The 20,813-nt window shown below is 64.3% G+C and carries 23 protein-coding genes; 14 read left to right on the top strand and 9 right to left on the bottom strand.

The features are described from left to right. Positions 1-14 precede the first annotated feature (14 nt). Both AB7531_RS22050 and AB7531_RS22045 read left to right on the top strand, forming a co-directional pair. A complete protein-coding gene (locus AB7531_RS22050; RefSeq protein ID WP_014495215.1) occupies positions 15-218 on the top strand; it encodes a hypothetical protein in 204 nt (67 codons plus the stop codon). Positions 219-364: 146 nt separating this feature from the next. Continuing rightward, on the top strand, positions 365-520 hold the full coding sequence (locus tag AB7531_RS22045) for a hypothetical protein (RefSeq protein WP_166096600.1): 156 nt from the start codon (positions 365-367) through the stop codon (positions 518-520). 95 nt (positions 521-615) lie between these two features. Here AB7531_RS22045 and AB7531_RS22040 read toward each other — a convergent pair whose 3' ends face one another. Beyond that, entirely contained in the window at positions 616-993 is a 378-nt protein-coding gene (locus tag AB7531_RS22040) for a response regulator (protein WP_063983247.1), read from the bottom strand. 111 nt (positions 994-1,104) lie between these two features. Further along, positions 1,105-1,908 carry a Spy/CpxP family protein refolding chaperone gene (locus AB7531_RS22035; RefSeq protein ID WP_063983246.1) on the bottom strand — a complete coding sequence of 268 codons (804 nt, stop codon included), beginning with the start codon at positions 1,906-1,908 and terminating at the stop codon, positions 1,105-1,107. Between the two features lie 484 nt (positions 1,909-2,392). On the opposite strand from AB7531_RS22035, the gene AB7531_RS22030 reads away from it, so the two are divergent. The 6 genes from AB7531_RS22030 (at position 2,393) to AB7531_RS22005 (ending at position 8,531) form a co-directional block, all read left to right on the top strand. Beyond that, positions 2,393-3,733 (top strand): ABC transporter substrate-binding protein, encoded by a 1,341-nt coding sequence (locus AB7531_RS22030; RefSeq protein ID WP_063983245.1) that lies wholly within the window; start codon positions 2,393-2,395, stop codon positions 3,731-3,733. Between the two features lie 148 nt (positions 3,734-3,881). Beyond that, positions 3,882-4,820 (top strand): carbohydrate ABC transporter permease, encoded by a 939-nt coding sequence (locus AB7531_RS22025; protein ID WP_063983244.1) that lies wholly within the window; start codon positions 3,882-3,884, stop codon positions 4,818-4,820. Next, positions 4,820-5,731, top strand: a complete 912-nt coding sequence (locus tag AB7531_RS22020; RefSeq protein WP_063983243.1) for a carbohydrate ABC transporter permease — start codon at positions 4,820-4,822, stop codon at positions 5,729-5,731. Before AB7531_RS22025 ends, AB7531_RS22020 begins: the two co-directional genes overlap by 1 nt. 6 nt (positions 5,732-5,737) lie before the next feature. Beyond that, positions 5,738-6,838 (top strand): ABC transporter ATP-binding protein, encoded by a 1,101-nt coding sequence (locus AB7531_RS22015; RefSeq protein ID WP_063983242.1) that lies wholly within the window; start codon positions 5,738-5,740, stop codon positions 6,836-6,838. Between the two features lie 34 nt (positions 6,839-6,872). Beyond that, on the top strand, positions 6,873-7,862 hold the full coding sequence (locus tag AB7531_RS22010; RefSeq protein ID WP_063983241.1) for a hydroxyacid dehydrogenase: 990 nt from the start codon (positions 6,873-6,875) through the stop codon (positions 7,860-7,862). Positions 7,863-8,030: 168 nt separating this feature from the next. Beyond that, positions 8,031-8,531 (top strand): hypothetical protein, encoded by a 501-nt coding sequence (locus AB7531_RS22005; protein WP_063983240.1) that lies wholly within the window; start codon positions 8,031-8,033, stop codon positions 8,529-8,531. On the opposite strand, the gene AB7531_RS22000 is transcribed toward AB7531_RS22005, so the two are convergent. After that, entirely contained in the window at positions 8,528-9,031 is a 504-nt protein-coding gene (locus AB7531_RS22000) for a DUF1993 domain-containing protein (RefSeq protein ID WP_028158770.1), read from the bottom strand. The two genes, AB7531_RS22005 and AB7531_RS22000, sit on opposite strands and share 4 nt — an antisense overlap. 114 nt (positions 9,032-9,145) lie before the next feature. Here AB7531_RS22000 and AB7531_RS21995 point away from each other — a divergent pair, with 114 nt between their 5' ends. Further along, the gene (locus tag AB7531_RS21995; RefSeq protein ID WP_063986365.1) at positions 9,146-9,928 is read left to right on the top strand and encodes a transporter substrate-binding domain-containing protein; all 783 of its coding nucleotides are present in this window, start codon (positions 9,146-9,148) and stop codon (positions 9,926-9,928) included. Positions 9,929-9,944: 16 nt separating this feature from the next. Here the strand turns inward: AB7531_RS21995 and AB7531_RS21990 are convergent, their stop codons facing one another. Beyond that, positions 9,945-10,838: an alpha/beta hydrolase family protein gene (locus AB7531_RS21990; protein ID WP_354102518.1), complete on the bottom strand. Its 894-nt coding sequence runs from the start codon at positions 10,836-10,838 to the stop codon at positions 9,945-9,947. 317 nt (positions 10,839-11,155) lie between these two features. On the opposite strand from AB7531_RS21990, the gene AB7531_RS21985 reads away from it, so the two are divergent. Together AB7531_RS21985 and AB7531_RS21980 are read left to right on the top strand one after the other, a co-directional pair. After that, entirely contained in the window at positions 11,156-12,031 is an 876-nt protein-coding gene (locus AB7531_RS21985; protein ID WP_063983238.1) for a DUF2147 domain-containing protein, read from the top strand. A 179-nt stretch (positions 12,032-12,210) separates the two neighbouring features. Continuing rightward, positions 12,211-12,567, top strand: a complete 357-nt coding sequence (locus AB7531_RS21980; RefSeq protein WP_063983237.1) for a hypothetical protein — start codon at positions 12,211-12,213, stop codon at positions 12,565-12,567. Positions 12,568-12,709: 142 nt separating this feature from the next. Here AB7531_RS21980 and AB7531_RS21975 read toward each other — a convergent pair whose 3' ends face one another. Beyond that, a complete protein-coding gene (locus AB7531_RS21975) occupies positions 12,710-13,114 on the bottom strand; it encodes a (R)-mandelonitrile lyase (protein ID WP_063983236.1) in 405 nt (134 codons plus the stop codon). An 18-nt stretch (positions 13,115-13,132) separates the two neighbouring features. Next, the gene (locus AB7531_RS21970; protein WP_063983235.1) at positions 13,133-13,831 is read right to left on the bottom strand and encodes a ribonuclease activity regulator RraA; all 699 of its coding nucleotides are present in this window, start codon (positions 13,829-13,831) and stop codon (positions 13,133-13,135) included. A 258-nt stretch (positions 13,832-14,089) separates the two neighbouring features. Between AB7531_RS21970 and pxpB the strand changes: the two genes are divergently transcribed. From pxpB to AB7531_RS21955, 3 genes are read left to right on the top strand one after another with little or no spacing between them, the layout of a single operon-like run. Next, positions 14,090-14,821, top strand: coding sequence for a 5-oxoprolinase subunit PxpB (gene pxpB / locus AB7531_RS21965; protein ID WP_063983234.1), 732 nt, complete (start codon positions 14,090-14,092; stop codon positions 14,819-14,821). After that, the gene (locus AB7531_RS21960) at positions 14,818-15,855 is read left to right on the top strand and encodes a biotin-dependent carboxyltransferase family protein (RefSeq protein ID WP_063983233.1); all 1,038 of its coding nucleotides are present in this window, start codon (positions 14,818-14,820) and stop codon (positions 15,853-15,855) included. The genes pxpB and AB7531_RS21960 overlap by 4 nt, the downstream gene beginning before the upstream one ends. A 32-nt stretch (positions 15,856-15,887) precedes the next feature. After that, positions 15,888-16,658: a LamB/YcsF family protein gene (locus AB7531_RS21955; protein WP_063983232.1), complete on the top strand. Its 771-nt coding sequence runs from the start codon at positions 15,888-15,890 to the stop codon at positions 16,656-16,658. On the opposite strand, the gene AB7531_RS21950 is transcribed toward AB7531_RS21955, so the two are convergent. From AB7531_RS21950 to AB7531_RS21940, 3 genes are all read right to left on the bottom strand, one after another. Continuing rightward, on the bottom strand, positions 16,659-16,811 hold the full coding sequence (locus tag AB7531_RS21950) for a hypothetical protein (RefSeq protein ID WP_014495196.1): 153 nt from the start codon (positions 16,809-16,811) through the stop codon (positions 16,659-16,661). 329 nt (positions 16,812-17,140) lie between these two features. Beyond that, positions 17,141-18,748: a sulfite reductase subunit alpha gene (locus AB7531_RS21945; protein WP_063983231.1), complete on the bottom strand. Its 1,608-nt coding sequence runs from the start codon at positions 18,746-18,748 to the stop codon at positions 17,141-17,143. Then, positions 18,745-20,526: a NirA family protein gene (locus tag AB7531_RS21940; RefSeq protein ID WP_063983230.1), complete on the bottom strand. Its 1,782-nt coding sequence runs from the start codon at positions 20,524-20,526 to the stop codon at positions 18,745-18,747. The genes AB7531_RS21945 and AB7531_RS21940 overlap by 4 nt, the downstream gene beginning before the upstream one ends. Positions 20,527-20,813 lie beyond the last annotated feature (287 nt).

Genomic DNA, 20,813 nt, shown 5'->3' with positions numbered 1-20,813 from the left:
TGCGGGGGCGTGACATGCGTAAGCAGGACTTCGGTTTCGACTATCACCGCTATCACCGCCTGCTGACCGAGGCGGACGACGATGACAAGCGGCTGGCCCTGATCGAGCTCCTGATCGAGGAAAAGGCCCGCGACCGGCTGGCCGCGCAGCGCGCCTCTGATCGCGCCGCCATGACGGCCCATACCATCGCCACCGTGCTGAAGAACGGCCGCAACTGAGACTTGCGGGACCGCTCGCTGCTCGCGAAAACACGCGAGCGATTGCGATTCCGTTAACGATCCCTCGCAAGCTCGCGTCAAACTTTTTGCTCTAAGAGCTTCCCTTACCTGATGCAATTCAGGGGTCAACAAAGGGGGGAATGAACATGAGCATGATTTCGCTTGCCGCGATCCCGGTCGCCGTCGAAACCCGTTTTGCCGATTCTTCGTTCAAGATCATCTTGCTGTTCTGCTGCATGGGCCTGGTCGCCTCGTTCGGCGTGATGGCGCGCGGCATCGACCTCAGCGCCGGCCTGATCTGAGACGACGAGACATTCTTTCGCCAAATGGCCGCCCCTCACGGGCGGCCATTTTCGTTGGCGATCTCGGTACGGCGCCTTCTCGGTGAGGAGCCTTCTCAGTGAGGAGTTTTGGCGACCGCGCCCGGAAACAGCGAATCGATCATCACCTTGAGCTGGTCGAGGGAAATCGGCTTGCGCAGGATCGGCCGCCGCCGGAGCAAGGACGGCAGCAGTTCCGGCCCGTAGCCGGTGGCGAACAGAAACGGCTTGCCGCGGCGCTCGATCAGGTCGGCGACGGGATCGACGTAGAGGCCCTTCAGATTGATGTCGAGGATGGCGAAATCGTATTGCGCGGTCATCGCAAAGGCGCTCGCGTCCCGGACATTGTCCGCTTCCGCGACGACATGGTGGCCGAGTTCCTCCACCATGTCGGCCATCATCATCCGGATTAACGCCTCGTCTTCGACCAGGAAAACGGAGAGTCCGTCCGCCATATCAACCCCGCAGTCAGCTTACGAAGCTAACCATACCCGAAATGCGGAGAGGATTCACGAATTCGTGGCGGGCGCCGTTAATTCAGGCGCCCGCAATCGGATTCAACTTGATTAATCCAGCCCGCGCTCGTGACTGAGGCGCACCATCTCCTGGATGAAGACCTGCTTCTGCTTGTCGTCGAGGCTCGAATAAAGCGGCTCGGCGGCATCGGCGACGTTGCGCTGGTCGGCGGCGCGGTCGATCAAGAATTGCGATTCGTTGCGCATCTGCTCGATGATGTCGTCAGGCGGATCCCGCTTGGCGCGAGCGATCCGCAGGTTGAGCCGCTCCGCGCCATTATGCCCCAGGTAGTGCATAGCGCTCGAGAAGCCGAACCAGTGCTTCTCCTGATCGGGCGTCAGGTTCAACTCGGTCTTGATCCGCTCGATATAGGAATCGCTGTTGGCGACGATCTGCTCGGCGCTCTGTTGCGGCGCGCCGGGCTGGGTGAGGACGGTGACGTCCTTATTGTCCTTGTTGTCCTGCGGCGCATTCCTGGCTTCCTTGCTCGCCTTGGCGCCCTTGGCCGCCTTGGCGGTCTCCTTGGCGCCCTTGTCCTTGCCGGCGCCCGGCTGCTTGGAATCCTTGCTCGCGTCCTTGCTGGCATCCTTGCTCGCGTCCTTGGCAGCCGGAGCCGGCTGGTTGTTGACGCCGAGCACGCCGGTGAAGACACCGACCACGCCGCCGATCGCACCGCCCAGCACGCCGCCAACGGGTCCGGCCGCCTTGTTGCCGGCCGCGGCTCCATCCTGAACGCCCTTGACCAGGCCTTGCGCCTGCGCAACCGCGGCGGCGCCGAGCAGCACCGCGAGCACGGAGCCCAGCGCGAACCATCGCCGCAGGTGAAGTCGCGCAAGCGGCGCCGGGTTGATCATTCTGGTCTCCATCGTCGATCCGATTGTCCTGTCCGGGTGGGGGCCACCCGCCGGTTGCAACTCTATCGTTTTCGCCGCTTCGCGGTCCAGCCGCAGCCAATTGCTGTCCACGCCCGAAAACTGTTTGGCGCGAAGCGGTTATGAAGGCTTATTCGAAACTGCGGCGTAATTGCGCACGAGATGTCCCACGCTCCTTGCCCCGAAGTGTGCGTCGCAAAATGCGCCTCCGAGGTTCACCTCCGGGTGCGCTTCGCGAGACGGCGCCGCCGCGTTCCCGGACGCAACGTTAGTTCTAGACGGCGAGTCGTTCGGCTTCCTCGACAGACGGGATCAATCATGATCTGATCGCGCTACCAATTTGCTGCGCTTCGCGCGATTTCACGGCGAGGCGGTAGCACCAAGAAACGCGAACAAAAATCAAAAACAAAACTCGGAATGCCAGAGGAAACGCGAAAACAATAAAACATCCAGGTGAGGAAACGAGATGTCACGCAAGACACTGACGCGACGTCAATTTGTAGCCGCCACTGCAATGTCCTCCGCCGCGCTGATCACAGCGCCCTACGTCCGCGGCGCTTACGCCGCCGGCAAACTCTCGATCGGCTTCTGGGACCACTGGGTGCCCGGTGCCAACGACGCCTCCACCGCCATGGTCAAGGAATGGGCTGAAAAGGAGAAGGTCGAAGTCTCCATCGATTACATCACCAGCAACAACAAGAAGATCGAGTTGACGGTCGCGGCCGAAGCGCAGGCCAAATCCGGTCACGACATTCTTCAGATGTACACCTGGTGGCCGCATGCGTATGCCGAGCAGTTTGAACCGGTGAACGACGTGGTCGAGGAGGCGATCAAGCAGAACGGTGAGGTCAACGACACGGTCAAATATCTCGGCAAGGCCAACGGCAAATGGCTTGCGGTCCCGGCAACCCCGGGGAGCCAGATCAAGGGGCCCTGCTCGCGCATCGACCTCATGAAGAAGCATGCGGGGATCGACGTCCAGGAACTGTACCCCGTCGGCGCGCCGCCCAAGGCCGATAGCTGGAATATGGATACATTCCTGAAGGCGGCGGAAGCGTGCCAGAAGGCAGGTTTCCCATTCGGAATCGGTCTCGGCGAGACCACCGACAGCGTCGATACCGCGGGCGCCATCTTCCAGTCGTTCGGCGCCGAACTCGTCAACGCCAAGGGCGATGTCACGGTGAAGACCGATGAGGTTCGCCAGGCGCTCGAATACTACAAGAAGCTGATCGCCTTCCTGCCGCCGGACGCTCCGTCCTGGGACGACGCCTCGAACAACAAATGGCTGATCTCCGGCCGCGGCGCCCTAATCATGAATCCGCCGAGCGCCTGGGCGGTCGCCAGGCGCGACGCGCCGCAGGTCGCCGAGCAATGCTGGACGCACGGCTTCCCCTCCGGTCCTAAAGGCCGGTATGCGCCGTTCCTGCCCTATTTCTGGGGTCTCTGGAATTTCTCCAAGAACAAGGCATCGGCCAAGAGCCTTCTGGCTTTTCTGTCACAGCCATCATCGATCGAAAAGTTCGTCGCGGCGAGCGGCGGATACGATTTGCCGGCCTATGCGAAGATGACGACGCTGAAGACCTGGGCCGAGGTAGGCCCGCCGAAGGGCACGCTCTATCACTATCCAAATCCCTACAATCATCAGACACTTTCGATTGCGGCCTCTCCGGCGCCGCCGAAGATCGCCCAGCAGATCTACGCGCAGGCCACGCTGACCAAGATGGCGCTGCGCTTTGCGCAGGGCGAAAAGTTGGAGACCGCACTCGCCTGGGGCGAAGGCGAGTGTGAAGGCTTCATGCGAACCTAAGCCGGGGTGTGCCACGGCGGTTCACGCATCCCCGCGTGAGCCGCCAGGGCACCCCACCGTTCGATGGAATGAGCAGATCGAGCCGACACGCGGGTGCCGGCTCCGCCGTTGGACATTCCGCAAGGAAGCTTGACCCAAGGACACTGACATGGCCGATGTCGTCGTTGAGGACGGTCGCGTCGCCCGCACGGCGAGCGCGCGCAAACGGACGGGTCTGCACAATGCGTTGAAGCGGAAATCGACCGTGGCGTTCTTCCTGACGCTGCCGCTGATCCTGCTGATCGCGCTGTTCGTGCTTTACCCTGCCCTGTTCTCGATCCACCTCGCGACGCTGAACAAGTCGATGCAAAAATTCGTCGGCTTCGGCAACTTCACCTTCCTGTTCAAGCGCGAGACGTTCTGGATGGTGGTGGAGCAGTCCTGCATCTTCGCGATCACCGCCGTGTTCTTCAAGGCGCTGATCGGCTTCATCGTCGCGCATTTGGTGCACAACATACCGGCCAAGGGCCAGCGCAAATGGCGCGGCATGCTGCTGGTGCCCTGGGTGATCCCGCCGGCGATGAGCACGCTCGCCTGGCTGTGGCTGTTCGACCCCTCCTACAGCGCCTTCAACTACACGCTCTCCTTCTTCGGCATCGGTCCCATCAACTGGCTCGGCAATGCCGCCTGGGCGCGCTTTTCCGTCATCCTCGTCAACGTCTGGTACGGCGCGCCGTTCTTCCTGATCATGTACCTGGCGGCGCTGAAATCGGTGCCGGACCAGCTCTACGAGGCCGCCGCAATCGACGGCGCCAATTGGTGGCAGAAGATGTGGTACGTGACGCTGCCGATGATGCGCAACATCATCGCGATCACGACGCTGTTCTCGCTGATCGTCACCTTCGCTAATTTCGACATCGTCCGCATCCTGACCTCAGGCGGGCCTCTCGACCAGACCCAGATCTTTGCCACCTATGCGTTCCGGGTCGGCATCGAGAGCAACGACATTCCGCTCGGCGCCAGCGTCTCGCTGTTCATGGTCCCGATCCTCGCCGTCGCAGCGATCTTCATCCTGCGCGACGTCAATAAACGCGGGAACGAATCCTGATGAGCACAATAGCGATCGACAAGGCCGGCCCCCGGCGCAAGGTTAAATATGGCAGCATGAGCCGCGACCGTACCTGGGCGCTGCGCTGGTCCTATTTCTTCCTGGTGCTGTTTGCGATCTTCTTTCTGACGCCGCCGCTCTACATGGTGATAACCTCGCTCAAGAGCAGCGCGGAGATCTCGGCTGCGACCAATCCGTGGTGGGTGTTCCACCCGACGCTGGCGAACTATGTCGAACTACTGACGTCGAACCAATTCCTCCGGTTCTTCTGGAATTCGACCATCGTGTCGCTGGTGGTTGTGCTCGTCACGATGCTGATCAGCATCCCTGCCGCCTTCGCGCTCGCGCGGATGAAGTTCTGGGGCTCGACGACGCTCGCCACCGGCGTGTTCCTGACCTACCTGGTTCCGGACAGCCTCCTCTTCATCCCGCTGTTCAAGATGCTGGCGCTGGTTCAGGACATCACCGGCATCACGCTCCTGAACCGATGGTACGTTCTGCTATTCGTCTATCCGACGCTGACGGTGCCGTTCTGTACCTGGATCATGATCGGCTATTTCGCCTCGATCCCGAAGGAGCTCGACGAGGCCGCGATCATCGACGGCGCCTCGTGGCTTCAGACCCTGACGCGGATCTTTATTCCGGTCGCGCTGCCGGGCCTGATTGCCGCGACCATCTTCGCCTTCACGGTGTCCTGGGCGCAGTTCCTCTATCCCCTGGTGTTCACGACGTCCATCGACCAGCTCGTGCTCCCGGTCGGCATCACCACCACCCTGATCAAGGGCGACGTCTTCAACTGGGGCCAGATCATGACCGGCGCGCTGCTCGGTGCAGCTCCGCCGCTGGTCATCTACGCCTTCCTGATGGACTACTACATCGCCGGCCTGACCGCCGGCGCGACAAAGGGTTGATGTCTCATGGCTGACGTTGCATTGCGGAAGGTAGTCAAGCGTTACGATGATGTTGAAGCCGTGCGCGGCATCGACTTGGACATCGCCGACCATGAGTTCATCGTGCTGGTTGGGCCTTCGGGCTGCGGCAAGTCGACGACGCTGCGCATGATCGCGGGCCTCGAGGACATCAGCGACGGCGACATCATGATCGGTGGCGACGTCGTCAATGACGTACCGCCGAAGGATCGCGACATCGCCATGGTGTTCCAGAACTACGCGCTCTACCCGCACATGACGGTCGCGGAGAACATGTCGTTCGGGCTGCGCCTGAAGCACTTTCCCAAGGCCGAGATCAAGGCGCGGGTGACGGAAGCCGCCCGCCTCCTCGACATCACCGACCTGATCGACCGCAAGCCGAAGCAGCTCTCCGGCGGCCAGCGCCAGCGTGTCGCGATGGGCCGCGCCATCGTGCGCAATCCGAAAGTGTTCCTGTTCGATGAGCCGCTGTCCAATCTCGACGCCAAGCTGCGCGTGCAGATGCGGATCGAGATCAAGAAGGTGCACCAGAAGGTACGCACCACCACGGTCTACGTCACCCACGACCAGGTCGAGGCGATGACGTTGGCTGACCGCGTCGTTGTGATGAACAAGGGCCGCATCGAGCAGATCGGCACGCCCAACGAGCTCTACCACAAGCCGGCGACGCGCTTCGTCGCCGGCTTCATCGGCTCGCCCGCGATGAATTTCATCCCGTGCCGGCTGGAGGACGTCGGTGGCGCGCTTCAGATCCGTCTGACCGACCGCATCGCCTTTGCGCTGCCGCCGGCCCGCGCCACGCGCTACAACGCGCTGCCGCGCACCGACAAGCTGCTGCTCGGCCTCCGGCCCGAGCACCTCACCGAGTCGCACGCGCATCTGGGGCCGGGCGTCGAGACCTTCGACACCGTGCTCGACGTCACCGAGCCGATGGGGATGGAGACCCTGGTCTATTTCGGGCTCGACGGCACGCCGGTCTGCGGCCGCGTCGATCCCAACGCCGGCGCCAAGGACGGGGCACCCATGCGTTTGGCGATGGACCTCAACAATATGCACCTGCTAAACGAAGACACCGGCGTCGTGTTGTGACGCAGGTCCAAGAAATGCAAGCAGGCGGGGAGCGATGGCGACCAACAAAAAGAAGATTTTCGTTACACAAACTTTGTCGCAAGGGGCCCGCGCCCTCCTCACCCAGCGAGACGATATCGAGCTCGTCGAGTTTCCGAACCTGATCTCGGCCAAGGATTTCGAAGCCTTGCTGAAGAACCACGCGCCGGTTCACGGCGTGGCGCTGGGTGCCACCGCCTTCGGTGAGACCGAGCTCGAGGCCTCGAAGGACATGAAGGTGGTGACCCGCATCGGTGTCGGCTACGACGCCGTCGACGTGCCCGCCCTCTCCCGCCGCAAGGTGCCGCTGATGGTGGCGGGCAGCGCCAACTCGCCCTCGGTCGCCGAGCAGGCGCTGTTCATGATGCTGACGCTGGCCAAGCGCGCCAATGAGATGCACGCCTGCGTCAAGGATGGCCAATGGGCCAACCGGCTCGGCATGCTGCCGTTCGACCTCTACGGCAAGACCGTGCTGATCATCGGCTTCGGCCGCATCGGCAGTCGCACCGCCAAGCGCTGCCAAGCGATGGAAATGAAGGTGCAGGTCTACGATCCCTACAAGCCTGCCGCCGAGATCAAGGCCGCGGGCTGCGAGCCCGTCGCCGATCTCGACGCCGCGCTGCCCAACGCCGACTTCGTCACCATCCATTGCCCGAAGACGCCGGAAACCGTCGGCCTGTTCGATACGGCGCGGATCGGCCGGATGAAGCCGAAATCCTACCTCATCAACACCGCACGCGGCGGCATCGTGAAAGAGGCTGCGCTGTACGACGCTCTGGTCTCCGGCAGGATTGCCGGTGCCGGGATCGACGTGTTCGAGGTGGAGCCGCCGCCGGTCAGCAACGCGCTGTTCGCGCTGCCCAACGTCATCATGGCCCCGCACGTCGCCGGCGTCACCGTCGAGGCGGTGAGCCGCATGAGCGAGCAGACCGCTCGCAATATCCTGAGTGTGCTGGACGGCGATCCCATCCGGCAGAACATCATCAACCAGGACGTGCTCGGCTGAGCCGACCTCCGGGCGGGCGGTTATCCGCCCGCCTCCGGAACGCCAGAATGCGTCCCATTTTGGTGCAGATCGAGCCCCAACTCAGCCTTAATCAAACCCGCGTAATAAGTCCGGCCGCGGCGGCAGTGGGACAGACTTGCCGGCCGCGTCGAGCTGGAGGATGAACCCTTGTCAGAGATCGACCCGACCGACCACGCGCTGGCAACCATCGCCAGCATTTTGGAGCACCCCGAGCCCGTCCGCGAGACCGAGACCGAAATGGTGGTCGACGGTGAGCAGGTCGTCGCCGACGAGCATCCGATCGCCGACGAGCATGTGGTGGTCGACGAGCATGCGATGGTCGACGAGCACGAGCATCCTGTGGTCGAGGAGCAGCCGCTGGTGCCGGAGCACACCGATGCCGATGGCTACAGCAAGGTCGGTCCGGGGCCGATGGTGGCGATCCGTCTGAAATGGACGGTCCATCGCGGCGATGACGACCAGTTCTACGTCCACGAGACCATCGGCGAGCAGTCCGCGCCCGTGGTCAGCGGCCCGATGACGAGCGAAGCCGCGGTGCATTTCGTCGACGCGCACGAGGACGAGGCACATCGGCGCTTCGAGGAGCTGCGCAGCGAGATCGCCGGCCGCAGCTCGCTCGCCGATTACGAGCGCAAGGGCGAAGCCTAGCGCTCGCGGGGGCCGAGAAAATCCCGCTTCACGAGCTCGACGCCGGCATGCCGGAGCAAGTCGTAGGACGTCGTGACGTGGAAGAAGAATTGCGGGACGCTGAACGTCAGCAGCAGCGTCCGCCCGGTGAAGGGCAGCTCGGTCCCGTTTTTCAGCCTGAAGAAGACATTCCGCTCCGCCGCACTATCGATCTCGGCGCGCGACAGGCTTTCGATGAACTCGATTGACGTCGCAATGCGCGCCTGAAGCCCGGCGATGTCGTGCTCCAGCGCCGGCAGCGCCACCGGCTCCTGGTCGGCCAGCAAGGCTGGCGCGACCGTGGCATGGCGGCACGCCTCCCCTATCTGCTGCGCCAGATCGTACATGTTCGGCGCCATGCGCATGCCGAGCAGGACGGCCGGATTGAACTTCCGGCTTTCCGCATAGGCGACGCCCTTGTCCAGCAGTGCCGACAGGTTGCGCAGATACGGCACGAAGACGCCGACCGAGGCGTCATACATCGAGATCGTCACCCCAAAATTCCCTTCAATTCCGCCTCGCCAGCGACGGGCATCTGGTCTAAATCCAGGTTTCAAGAGCTGCACAATGACAGCTCGGGCATGGGTGGAAAAGAGATGATCGTTCGAATCGTGGCGGCTTTGGCCGCGGTCCTGCTGGCGAACTTTTCAGCATATGCGCAGCAGCCGGCGCCGTCGCGCCTCGACGAGATCGTCAAGCGCGGCACTTTGCGCGTCGGCATGACCGGCGACTACAAGCCTTTCACCTACCTGGACAAGGCGACACAGCAGTTCAGCGGCTTCGACGTCGACATGGCGGAGGCGCTGGGCAGGGCGCTCGGCGTCAAGGTCGAATTCGTGCCGACGGCCTGGCCGAAGCTCATGAAGGACTTCGAGGCCGACGAGTTCGACATCGCCATGGGTGGCGTCTCGGTCACGCTCGACCGGCAGAGGAAGGGCTTCTTCTCGATGCCGATCATGCGTGAAGGCAAGACGCCGATCGCACGCTGCGCCGACGTCGGCAAGTACCAGACCATCTCCGACATCGACAAGAAGGGCACCCGCGTCATCGTCAATCCCGGCGGCACCAACGAGCGGTTCGCGCGCGCCAACATCAAGGACGCCGAGATCAACGTCTTCCCCGACAACACCGTGATCTTCGACGAGATCGCCAAGGGCAACGCCGATTTGATGATGACGGACGCCTCCGAGACCCGCTACCAGCAGAAGCAGCATTCCGGCGTGCTCTGCGCGGTGCATCCCGAAAAGCCGTTCGACTTCTCGGAGAAGGCCTACTGGCTCCAGCGCGACATGGCGCTGAAGGCTTTCGTCGACCAGTGGCTGCACATCTCGATGGAGGACGGCAGCTACAGGAAGATCTACGCCGCCTGGTTCGACTAGCGACCGATCTTGTCCGTCACTCCAGATGCTTGCGGAAGAAGCTCACGGCCGCGTCGTTGAAGGCGCTGTGAAACGCTTTCCTGTCGAACCCGGGCGGATCAGTGCACAGGATCGGCGCGGCTTGGGCCAGCTTGGGCGGACATGGCGCAAGAAAGGAAAAGTGCGACGAGTTCGGCACGATCCGGAAGTCAGGGCGCGCGGGAAGCATTTGTTCCAGCGTATCGACTGAAGCGGGCACGACACCGTCGCCGCCGAGCGCCGAACGCCACAAGAGAATCGGGATCGTCACATTGGCGAGGCGCTCCCGGTTGAAAAGGCCTTCATAAAGCGGCGGATCCGCCAGCACGGCGGCTCTGATGCGGGAGTCGTGTACGGCCGCCTCTGTTGGCACAAGGCCATCGCGAATGGCCTGGCATTTTGGCGTCTTGGCTGCATCTCCGTCGCAAAGCGGAGCGAGCGCGCCGAAATCGGGGTTGCCGCCGATCACGACGAGACCGGTATAGGCGCCGCGCGAGAACCCGAACAAACCAACCCGCTTGGGGTCCAGGACCGCCGCTTCCTTCCAGGCGCCGAGCATGAAATCCGTAAGCCGCTTCATGTCGGCGGGACGCTCGACCAGGACGGAGAACTCATCGGTCCGGCTGCTGTCCCTGGCAGTGTCGCCCGGGTGATTGATCGCAGCGACCACGAAGCCGGCATCGGCCAATGCGGTCGCCGTGTCGACGTGCCCCAAAAACGAGCCGCGCCGTCCGTGCGACACGACGATCAGCGGCAGTCGACTGCCCGCTACCGGACAATCCTTCACACCCGGCAGGACGACACCGCCGCCCAGAACGACCTCGGAGGGCGGCGCCGCACAAGGTGTCCACACCATGCCCGTGAGCGCGGGGCCGCCGGCGTCCGCCGGCACTTCGATAAACCCGAGCCCCGCCGCGTGCGCCAGTGTCGCAGTAAGGCAAGCGACTACGATCAGAACAAGTTCGCCAAGTCGCGGCCATAGCATTTGCGTGTGCTTTCGGAAGCTTCAACCACAACGGTTTTAATTGCCCATCCCATACCCCGTCCAGAGCTGCGCCGCGCCGCCGTCCAACTCTGGACGGAGTTCAGCGTTATTGAACCCGGAACCGCCGGACCACGACTCATACGGTGACAGTGATCTAGATCACTTTTTGCGATCGAACCGGCGCGTAAGCGTTGGTACGGGGACCAGCTGTTCAGGAGACGGAAATGAGGAAGCTGTTGGCCACGGCCGCATTCCTTTTGGCGAGCACCGCTGCGCAGGCGCAGTACACTTTCGAATATGGCGGGCGCACCATCCGCATCGATCCGGACCGCGGCACGGTGCAGATCCCCGGCGTCTACGACAACACCGGCCAGGGCAAGGCGAAGAAAGCCAAGAAGAACGAGACGACCCCGGGCCAGCAGGCGCCGCAACAGGCCAAGGTTGATCCGCAACCACCGGCCGCTCCGGCGCCAGTTCCCGCCCCTGCCGCAGCGCCGCCCGCAACCGAACAGGCGCCGGCCGCCGCAGCGCCGCCGCCAGTTCCGCCCCCGCCCGCTCCGCCGCCGTCCGCAACCGCCAGCAACGCGCCGGCTGAGGCGGCCGTGTTGCCGCCACCTGCACCGCCTCCGGCGCCCGCTCCGGTCGGGCAGCAGGCAGCGCCCACCGTGGCGCCGCCGCCGGCCCCGACTGTGGCTGCTGCACCCCCGGCGCCGCCTCCAGCCCCCGCACCCGTTCAGGCCGCCGCCGTCGCTCCCCCGGCTCCCACAGCCGCGCCCGCGCGCGATCTCAATTCACCGCTCGGCATCTGGCTGACCGAGGAGAAGGAAGGCAAGGTCCGCATCGAGCAATGCGGCAGCAATCTCTGCGGCTATTCGGTCGACAGCAAATCGAACCAGAACGGCGAACAGGTCCTCATCAACATGAAACCCGCCAAGGACCAGAACAAGGATCAGAAATGGTCCGGCCGCATCCTCGATCCCAACTCCGGCTCAACCTACGATTCCACGATCGCGATGAAGGGCACCGACCGCCTGCGCGTGCAGGGCTGCGCCTTCGGCGGCATGTTCTGCGGCGGCCAGACCTGGACGCGCGTGAACTGACCTCGGGTATGACGTTCTGACTAAGACAAGGGGCCCGCAATGCGGGCCCCTTTGCTTTTGCACGCTGCGTCATGGCAGGTGCGCCACCTCACAGAGCCCCTTGCGCACGTGACAGCCCTCACATCGCGGGTTCCGCGCTCATGCCACGATCCCCCCATGGTCAACCAACGGGGCGTGTCATGAACGGATTTTGCAGAGGTCTCTTCGCCAGCATTGTCGCCATCGCCGTCCCGCTGACGCAGGCGGGCGCGGCGACCTCCACTTTCGACGGCGCATGGAATGTACGCATCTCATCTTCGAGCGAGACCTGCGGTAACGGCGCAACGGTCTCGATCGGCATCAGCAACGGTCAGATCGCGTCGAGCAGCGCTGTGGTTTCAGCATCCGGCCGCGTGGCCGATGCCGGCAGCATCAACGTCACCTTGAGCACCGGGATCAAACGCGCCGTCGGCTTCGGCCGGCTCAGCGGCACTTCAGGCTCCGGCACATGGCGCGGCCCCCTGTGCACGGGCACGTGGACGGCGGAGCGGATGTGATTTGCCGCGTCCCGGACGCGCTGCAACGCGCAGCGTTGCTGCGCTGAGCCGGGACCCAAGGGCTCTTGCTTTGAGGAGACTTGTGGGCCCCGGATCAGCAACGCCGCGCTTACGCGCTGCATTGCATCCGGGGCACGAGAGATTAGCCCAGCGCCGCGCCGTACTCCGCGTCGGTCACCGGCTCCAGCCAGGTCGAATAGACGCCGTCGAGCGCTTCCTGCATGGCGATGTGGCACATGCTGTTGTTTGGCGAAGCGCCATGCCAGTGCAGTTCACCCGGCGGAATCCAGACGGTGTCACCGGGACGGATCTCCTTGACGGGGCCACCCTTGGTCTGGACGCGGCCGACGCCGGAAATCACGTAGAGCGTCTGCCCAAGCGGATGGTGGTGCCAGTTGGTACGCGCGCCCGGCTCAAAGGCGACGCGCGAGCAGTTCAGCCGCGCCGGCGCCGGCGCCATGATCACGGGGTCCTGCAACACGGTGCCCGTAAAATTTTCCTTCGGCGCGCGGCGGGTCGGCCGCGTGCCTGCGACGGTGATTTCCATGGGATACCTCGTTTCCTGTTACTTCTTGCTGGCGGCGTAGCGCGCCTTGGTTTCGGCGTTCATGGGATAGAGGCCCGGCAGCACCGCGCCGTTGTTCACCTCGTTGACGATCCAGGCTTCCATCCGCTCCTGCTCGACGCCCTCATTGAGCACGTGATCGAGCATCGCCTGCGGGATCAGCACGCAGCCGTCCTGGTCGGCGACCACGATGTCGTTCGGGAACACCGCAACGCCGCCGCAGCCAATCGGCTCGCCCCAGCCGACGAAGGTGAGGCCTGCAACCGACGGCGGCGCGGCATAGCCGTCGCACCACACCGGAAGATTGGTGCCGAGCACGCCCTCGACGTCCCGCACCACGCCGTCGGTGACGAGTGCGGTCACGCCGCGTTTCATCATGCGCGCGCAGAGGATGTCGCCGAAGATGCCGGCATCGGTGATGCCCATGGCATCGACCACGGCAATACAGCCGTCCGGCATCGCCTCGATCGCGGTGCGGGTCGAGATCGGCGAGGACCAGGATTCCGGCGTCGCCAGATCCTCGCGCGCCGGCACGAAGCGCAGCGTGAAGGCCGGCCCGACCAGCCGCGGCAGGCCCGGACGCAGCGGACGCGCGCCGCGCATCCACACGTTGCGCAGGCCCTTCTTCAGCAGGACCGTGGTGATGGTGGCAGTGGTGATGGCGGCGAGGGTCTTGCGGGCTTCGGGGGACAGCGACATGGACGAGAACGAGCTCCGGATGGGCGGGAAAGAACGCGGGCATCTTGCGAGCCGCAGCCCTTGCGTCAAGGGCCAAAGGGCCAGCAAGAACGCAGGGCCGCTGGGCTGTTATGCGACGCGATAACAACGCTTTATCGTTTCCCCTTGCATTAATTTATTGGACTTGCGGGCGCATTTACGCGAAGCAAGGAAAAGCGGAACTCAAGGCTGAGCCCGCATTTCCTGAGAAGCCCGATTTCGACAGCCCTTCGACAGCTCATGGCCGCGACGCTTCCCCCGCCCCGCCTTCTGCCCAGTGGCGACAGCGCCGTCACGGTCGAATTCAGCCGCACCATCGATGACGCCGCCAACGAGCGCGTGCTCGCGCTCGACAAGGCGCTCGCAGCAAGCCCCATCGACGGCATCACCGAGACCGTTCCGACCTATCGCTCGCTGCTGGTGCATTACGACCCCGGCAAGATCGGCTTCGACGCGCTCGGCGAAAAGCTGCTTGCACTCGCCAGCCAGCCGCTGCCGCCGGCCACGAAGGCGCGGCGCTGGCGCATTCCCGTCGCCTATGGCGGCGAACACGGCATCGACCTCGAGGATGTCGCCAAGGCGCTGAACACCACGCCCGACGACATCGTCGCCCGTCACATCGCCGGCGACTACCGCGTTGCCATGATCGGTTTCACCCCGGGTTGGTCCTATCTCAGCGGCCTCGACAAATCCCTTCACATGTCGCGGCGGCAGAGCCCGCGGCTGTTCACGCCCGCCGGCACGATCTCGATCGGCGGTATCCAGGCCGGAATCCAGTGCCTGGCCGCGCCAAGCGGCTGGCACCTGCTCGGCCGCACGCCGGTCAGAACCTATCAACTCCACCGGAATCCGACCTTTCTCACCGAACCCGGTGATCGCGTGACGTTTTTTGCCATCGACCACAAGACCTTCGAGGAACAGGATCGCGCCGCCGAGGCTGGCGAGATCATCGCCGAGCAGGTGGTCGCATGAGCCGGCTCGTGATCGCCAGCATCGGTCCCGCAAGCTCCGTTCAGGACGGCGGCCGCCACGGCGCGCAGCGCTACGGCCTGACGGTCAGCGGGGCGATGGACCGTCTGTCGCTGGCGGCAGCGAACACGCTGGTCGGCAACGCGCCGTTCGCGGCCGTCGTCGAGATCGGCCCCTTCGGCGCCACGTTCACTGCCAAAGACGGCGCCGTGCGCGTCGCGATATCAGGCGCGCCGCGCAATGCGGACGTCGCCGGTAAGCCGGTGGCCATGGACACGTCAGTGACGCTCAAGGACGGCGAGACGCTGACGCTGGGCTTTGCCCGCGGCGGCGCGTTCACTTATCTGGCGATCGAAGGCGGGATCAAAGGCGAACTGGTGTTCGGCAGCCTTGCGGTGAACGCCCGCGCGGGCCTCGGCAGCCCCTACCCGCGCCCGCTGCAGGCCGGCGATGAATTCACAGTTGATGCCGCAAGCGGCGCGCCCGAGCTGCGCATCGAGCTGCCGAAGCCTGCAACAGGTCCGATCCGCGTCCTGCTCGGACCGCAGGACGACGAGTTCGACGACGCCAACAAGGCGCTGTTCCTCGATAGCGAGTGGAAGATCTCGGCGACCTCCGACCGCATGGGCTACCGGCTCGAGGGCCCGGCGATCAAGCATCTGCATGGCCACAACATCGTCTCCGACGGCACCGTCAACGGCAGCATCCAGGTCCCCGGCAACGGCTCGCCGATCGCTCTGATGATGGATCGCGGCACGTCCGGCGGCTATCCGAAGATCGCAACCGTGATCACGGCCGATGTCGGCCGCCTCGCACAGACCTCGGCGGGAACCGCGTTCCGCTTCCTTGAGGTCACCATGGCCGAGGCGCAGGAGGAGGCGCGCAAGTTCGCGCAACTCATCCGCAACCTGCCCGATCGCCTGCGCTCTTCCGATACCGTCGAGCTGAACATCGAGGCGCTCAGCGATGCTAATGTCGCGGGCTATGCGGTGAGCGCCATGGATGCCGGGACCTGGCAGGTCACGGCGGAGCCGTAAGCGACAAGACGACCAGAGGCGGAGAGCACCCCATGAAGACGATCGATCTCAACTGCGACCTCGGCGAAGGTTTTGGCGCGTGGGAGATGGGCAACGACGCCGCGATGATCGAGCTTGCCAGCTCGGTCAACGTCGCCTGCGGCTTCCATGCCGGCGACCCCGACATCATGCGCCGGACGGTCGAGCTCGCGAAGGCGCGCGGCGTCTCGGTCGGCGCCCACCCTGGCTACCGCGACCTGCACGGTTTCGGCCGCCATCCGATCGCGGGCCTGAAGGCTTCCGAGATCGAGAACCTCGTCGCCTACCAGATTGGCGCGCTGCAGGCTATCGCGACCGCGGCCGGGCACAAGGTCACGCATGTGAAGGCGCATGGCGCGCTCTCCAACGTCGCCTGCGAGGATGACATGACGGCCAAGGCGATCGCCGCCGGCATTAGGGCGGTCGACCCGAGCCTGATCTTCGTCGTGCTCGCCAATTCAAAGCTGGTGAAGGCCGGCGAAGAGGCCAATCTGCCGATGGTGCACGAGGTGTTCGCCGACCGCGCCTATGAGGACGACGGCAACCTCGTCTCGCGCAAGAAGCCCGGCGCGGTGCTGCACGATGCCAAGGCCATCGCCGACCGCGTGGTGCGCATGGTGCAGGACGGTGCGGTGGTTTCGGTCACTGGTAAGGTGATCAAGATGCGCACGGACACGGTGTGCATCCACGGCGATACGCCGGGCGCAGTCGACATCGCGCGCGGCCTGCGTCAGGCGTTGAAGGATGCGGGAATCGAGGTCGCGCCGTTCAAGCGCGGGGCGTAATCAGAACGGATGCACCGAGAGCGTGCCGAACACGATGGCCGCGATGACCGCGAAGGCGCTGTAGAGCCCAACGTGATGCATGCTCGCCCCGGTCCGACGCGAGAGCGAGCGCGCGTAGAAGTGCAGCCTGGCTTCCGCCGATAGTTCGCGCATGGTCGATCTCCAACGCCCCATTTGTGGGAGTATGAAGGATCAACCCTGGCGGGAGGCAAGATGGCGGAGAAAATAGCGATGGAGGTTCTCTGAAGGCGCCCCGTCGCAGGTGCAAATTCTCTGCACCCAAGGGTTCCGAGAATCTTATTCGTTAAGATCCGAGCCAGCTGGAACCGGCCCGGATGACGGTGGGATGACAGCCGGGCGGAGGCCTTCAGCCCCCTCCAAACAAAATTATCGAAAACAACCCCATGCACAGTAGAAGCGGCCAACGGCGCGACGTCCGGCGGTTGCGCCGCCGGGACGATTTGCGCTGATCGGCTCGCGCCTTAGTAGACGTCAGCCTGGAAGCGGCCCGTCTTCTTGAGCTCGGCGACGAAACTGACGGCCTCATCCGTCGAACGCGCCCCGAACTGCGCGACGATGTCGACCAGCGCGCGCTCGACGTCCTTGGCCATGCGTTTGGCATCGCCGCAGATGTACAGATGCGCGCCTTCGGCAAGCCAGGTCCACACCTCGCGGCCGACCTCGCGCATGCGGTCCTGCACGTAGAACTTCTTCTCGCCGTCGCGCGACCAGGCCAGCGACATGCGCGTCAACAGCCCCGAGGTCTTCATCGCGTTGAGCTCTTCCTGATAGAAGAAATCGCAATCGCTGCGCTGATGGCCGAAGAACAGCCAGTTCTTGCCGGGCGCGCCGGTCGCCTTGCGGTCGAGCAGGAAGGCGCGGAACGGCGCGATGCCGGTGCCGGGGCCGATCATGATGACAGGCGTCTTCGGATCCTGCGGCAGGCCGAAACCGTGCGCCTTCTGCACATAGACCTTGAGCTTCTCGCCCTCGGCGATGCGTTCGCCGAGGAAGGTCGAGGCCACGCCGATCCGCTTGCGCTTGCCGATGACGTAACGCACGGAGTCCACCGTCAGCGACAGCTTTCCGGGCGTCGCATTGTGCGAGGACGAGATCGAATACAGCCGCGGCTGGAGCGGCTCCAGCGCCTCGACGAAGGCCTCCGGATGCGGCCGCGTGCCCGAAAACTTCTGGAGCGCCGCCATGACATCGAGCGTGGCGGCGTCACCATCGGGATCCTCGCCCTGTGCCAGCGCCCGCGCCTTCTCGCGCTGCGCGCCGCCGGTGATGAAGGAGATCAGCTCGAACAGCGTGTCGGGCGCCGGCGACAGCGAGACGTCGTCGATCAGCACTTCGCGCAGCGTCTTGCCGTTGACCTTGGTGGTGTGGGAGGCGCCGAGCAGCGCGATGATCTGATCGACGAGGCCGACCTCGTTGCGTGCGAACACGCCAAAACTATCGCCGACGACATAGTCGAGCTTGCTCTCGGCGAGATCGAACTCGACGTGATAGGTCTCTTTCTCAGACTTCCCCTTGTTGAGCAGGCGCCGCGACAGGAACGTCGCCGCGATCGGATTGTCGCGCGAGCGGCCGGGCTCGGCGATCGTCACCGTCACGGCCGGCGCCGCCACCGCATCCACCTTGTCGGCCGCCTTGGCCGCCGGCGCCTTGTCCAGCTCCTCGTACAGCGACTTCAGCATCCGCGCGGTTTCCTTGCCGCCGGGGACGCAGAGATTGAGCCGTGCTTCGCTACGGCCCGCGATCGCCTCCGAATAGTCGTGGCAATTGTAGCCGCACTGCCCGCAATCCTGCTGCGCCATCGCGGCCATCATCTTGCGGCGCACGGGACGGCCTTCGGCGAGCTTCATCCGGTCCGCAATCGGCATGGCCTGGTCGTGCCATGGCGCTTCACCGTCGTCGCCGTCACCGGCTTGCATGACGGCGGCACCCTGCTCCGCCGACAACGGCGTGGCCACATCAGGCGACAGCAGCCCGGCAAAGAAGCCGTTGAGCCAGGAGCGCTGCGCGTCGGAGAACGGCGCGCTGGCGGGAATGATGTCGAGTTTCGGCGGGGGCGTGATCTGGTTCATGCGGACACCTGTGCATCGGCAAGCTTGCGCAGCGTTTCGCCATCATGGCGGCGCGCAAAGGACAGGAAGGTCTCGTCGGGCGACGAGCGGTGGGCGATATAGGCCTTGAGCAGTCCCTCGACCGTCTTCGGCGCGTCTTCGGCCTTGAGGTCGTGATAGACCTCCTGCCCGACATCCGCATCGGGACCGAACCCGCCGCCGGTGAAGAGGTGATAGCCGTCCACCGTGTCTTCGTCGTTGATCGGCACGCGCGCTCCGATCAGGCCGATGTCGCTGATGTAATGCTGCGCGCAGGAATGATGGCAGCCGGTGACGTGGATGTTGACCGGCTTGTCCATGGCGACGCGCGGCTCGCACCAGTCGCCGATCTCGGCGGCATTGCGCTTGGTATTGGAAGCCGCGAAGCGGCAGCCGGCACTGCCGGTGCAGGCGATCAGGCCAGCGCGGATGTGCGAGGCCTCGACCGCGAGCCCGATCTGCTTGATCGCCGCGATGGCGAGCTCGACATTCTCGTCGCGCACGCCCGATATCAGCAGGTTCTGCCAGACGGTCAGGCGGATCTCGCCGTCGCCGAGGTCCTGCGCCACTTTGGCCAAACCCCGCATCTGATCGCAGCTGATCTTGCCGAGCGTCAGCGAGACGCCGATCCAGTTCAAGCCGTCCTGCTTCTGCTTGTGCACGCCGATATGCGCCATGCGGTCCGCGGCTGGCCGCGGCGCAAACGCCTCTTCCGGCACGCGCGTGAACGGCGTCTTCAGCCGCTCCTCGACAAGCTTGAGGAAGCCGTCATGACCCATGGCATCGAGCACGTATTTCAGCCGCGCCTTGTTGCGGTTGGTGCGATCGCCATGATCGATGAACACGCGCACGATGGCGTCGGCGACGGCGGTGGCCTGCTCCGGCTTGACGATGATGTTGGAGTATTTTGCAAAGTCCTTGTGGCCGGTGATGCCGCCGAGGCCGAGGCGGAACCAGACACCGGGCTCGACGCCAAATCCATCCTTCACCTCGAACGCGGTGAAGGCGATGTCGTTGGTTTCCTCCAGCACCGCGATCCTGCCGGCGCCGTCGAAGGCGACGTTGAACTTGCGCGGCAGGCCGTAGAGCGAGCGATCGTTGAGGATGTGGTAGTGCCACTCACGCGCATAGGGGCGCGTGTCGATCAGTTCCTGCGGGTCGATGCCGGCCGTCGGCGTCCCCGTCACGTTGCGGATGTTGTCGGCGCCAGAGCCGCGCGAGCACAGGCCGAGGTCCTGGATGCCCTCGATCAGCCTGATCGCATTCTTCGGCGGGATCTCGCGGAGCTGGAGATTGGCGCGCGTCGTGACGTGACTGTACGGGCCGCAGAGATCGTCGGCGAGATCGGCAAGGCCGGACAGCTGCCAGTGCTTCATGATGCCGTTCGGGATGCGCAGCCGGCACATGTAGGAGTCCTGCGTCGGCGCGACGTAGAAGATGCCGTAATAGCGCCAGCGGAAATTGTCCGCCGGGCTCGGCGGCGCGTTGTCGAGCGCCTGCTGCCGCAGTCGCGGATAGGCATCGAACGGATGCTCGTCGCGCTTGAACTTCTCCTGGTCGGCGAGCTTCTTGCCGGCTGCGATGACCTTGTCCTGCGCCTTGATGTGGACGGCGTCGGGGCCCGTGGGCTCGGCATTGGCCTTGCCGGCGCTGCCGCCGAGACCGCGACCGACCCGGCTGATCTGCAAACCGGTCGTGAAGCCTTCGAGATAGCGTTTCTGCTCGTCGGAAAAGTCGACTGAGAGCGTATCGATTTTCATGGTCGGTAACGAAGCTCCTGCGGCCACCGGGTGGCATCGACGGAAAATTGCGCGACCCGCGAGGAACTCGGCTGGCTCAAGAAGCCGGCTGCGCACCCAACGGTCCGGTCAGCTTCGTTGCTGCGGGACTTGGCTCAGCAGGCGTCTGTGACAAGCTGGCCGCACTGCAACATACAAGTTGCGTGCCAGCTTCGATGAAATGAAAATTGCTTTGATTTCAGATGGATACAGACGAGCCCGGAAAATCGCGGTCTGGAACTCTCATGAAATTCGAGCAGGCGGCCCAA

The sequence above is a fragment of the Bradyrhizobium sp. 63_E2_N1_3 genome, assembly GCF_052076005.1.
GTDB classification, from domain to species: domain Bacteria; phylum Pseudomonadota; class Alphaproteobacteria; order Rhizobiales; family Xanthobacteraceae; genus Bradyrhizobium; species Bradyrhizobium barranii.
The sequence above is the reverse complement of the archived record's forward strand: the minus strand, read 5'-3'. Positions and strand labels throughout refer to the sequence as shown.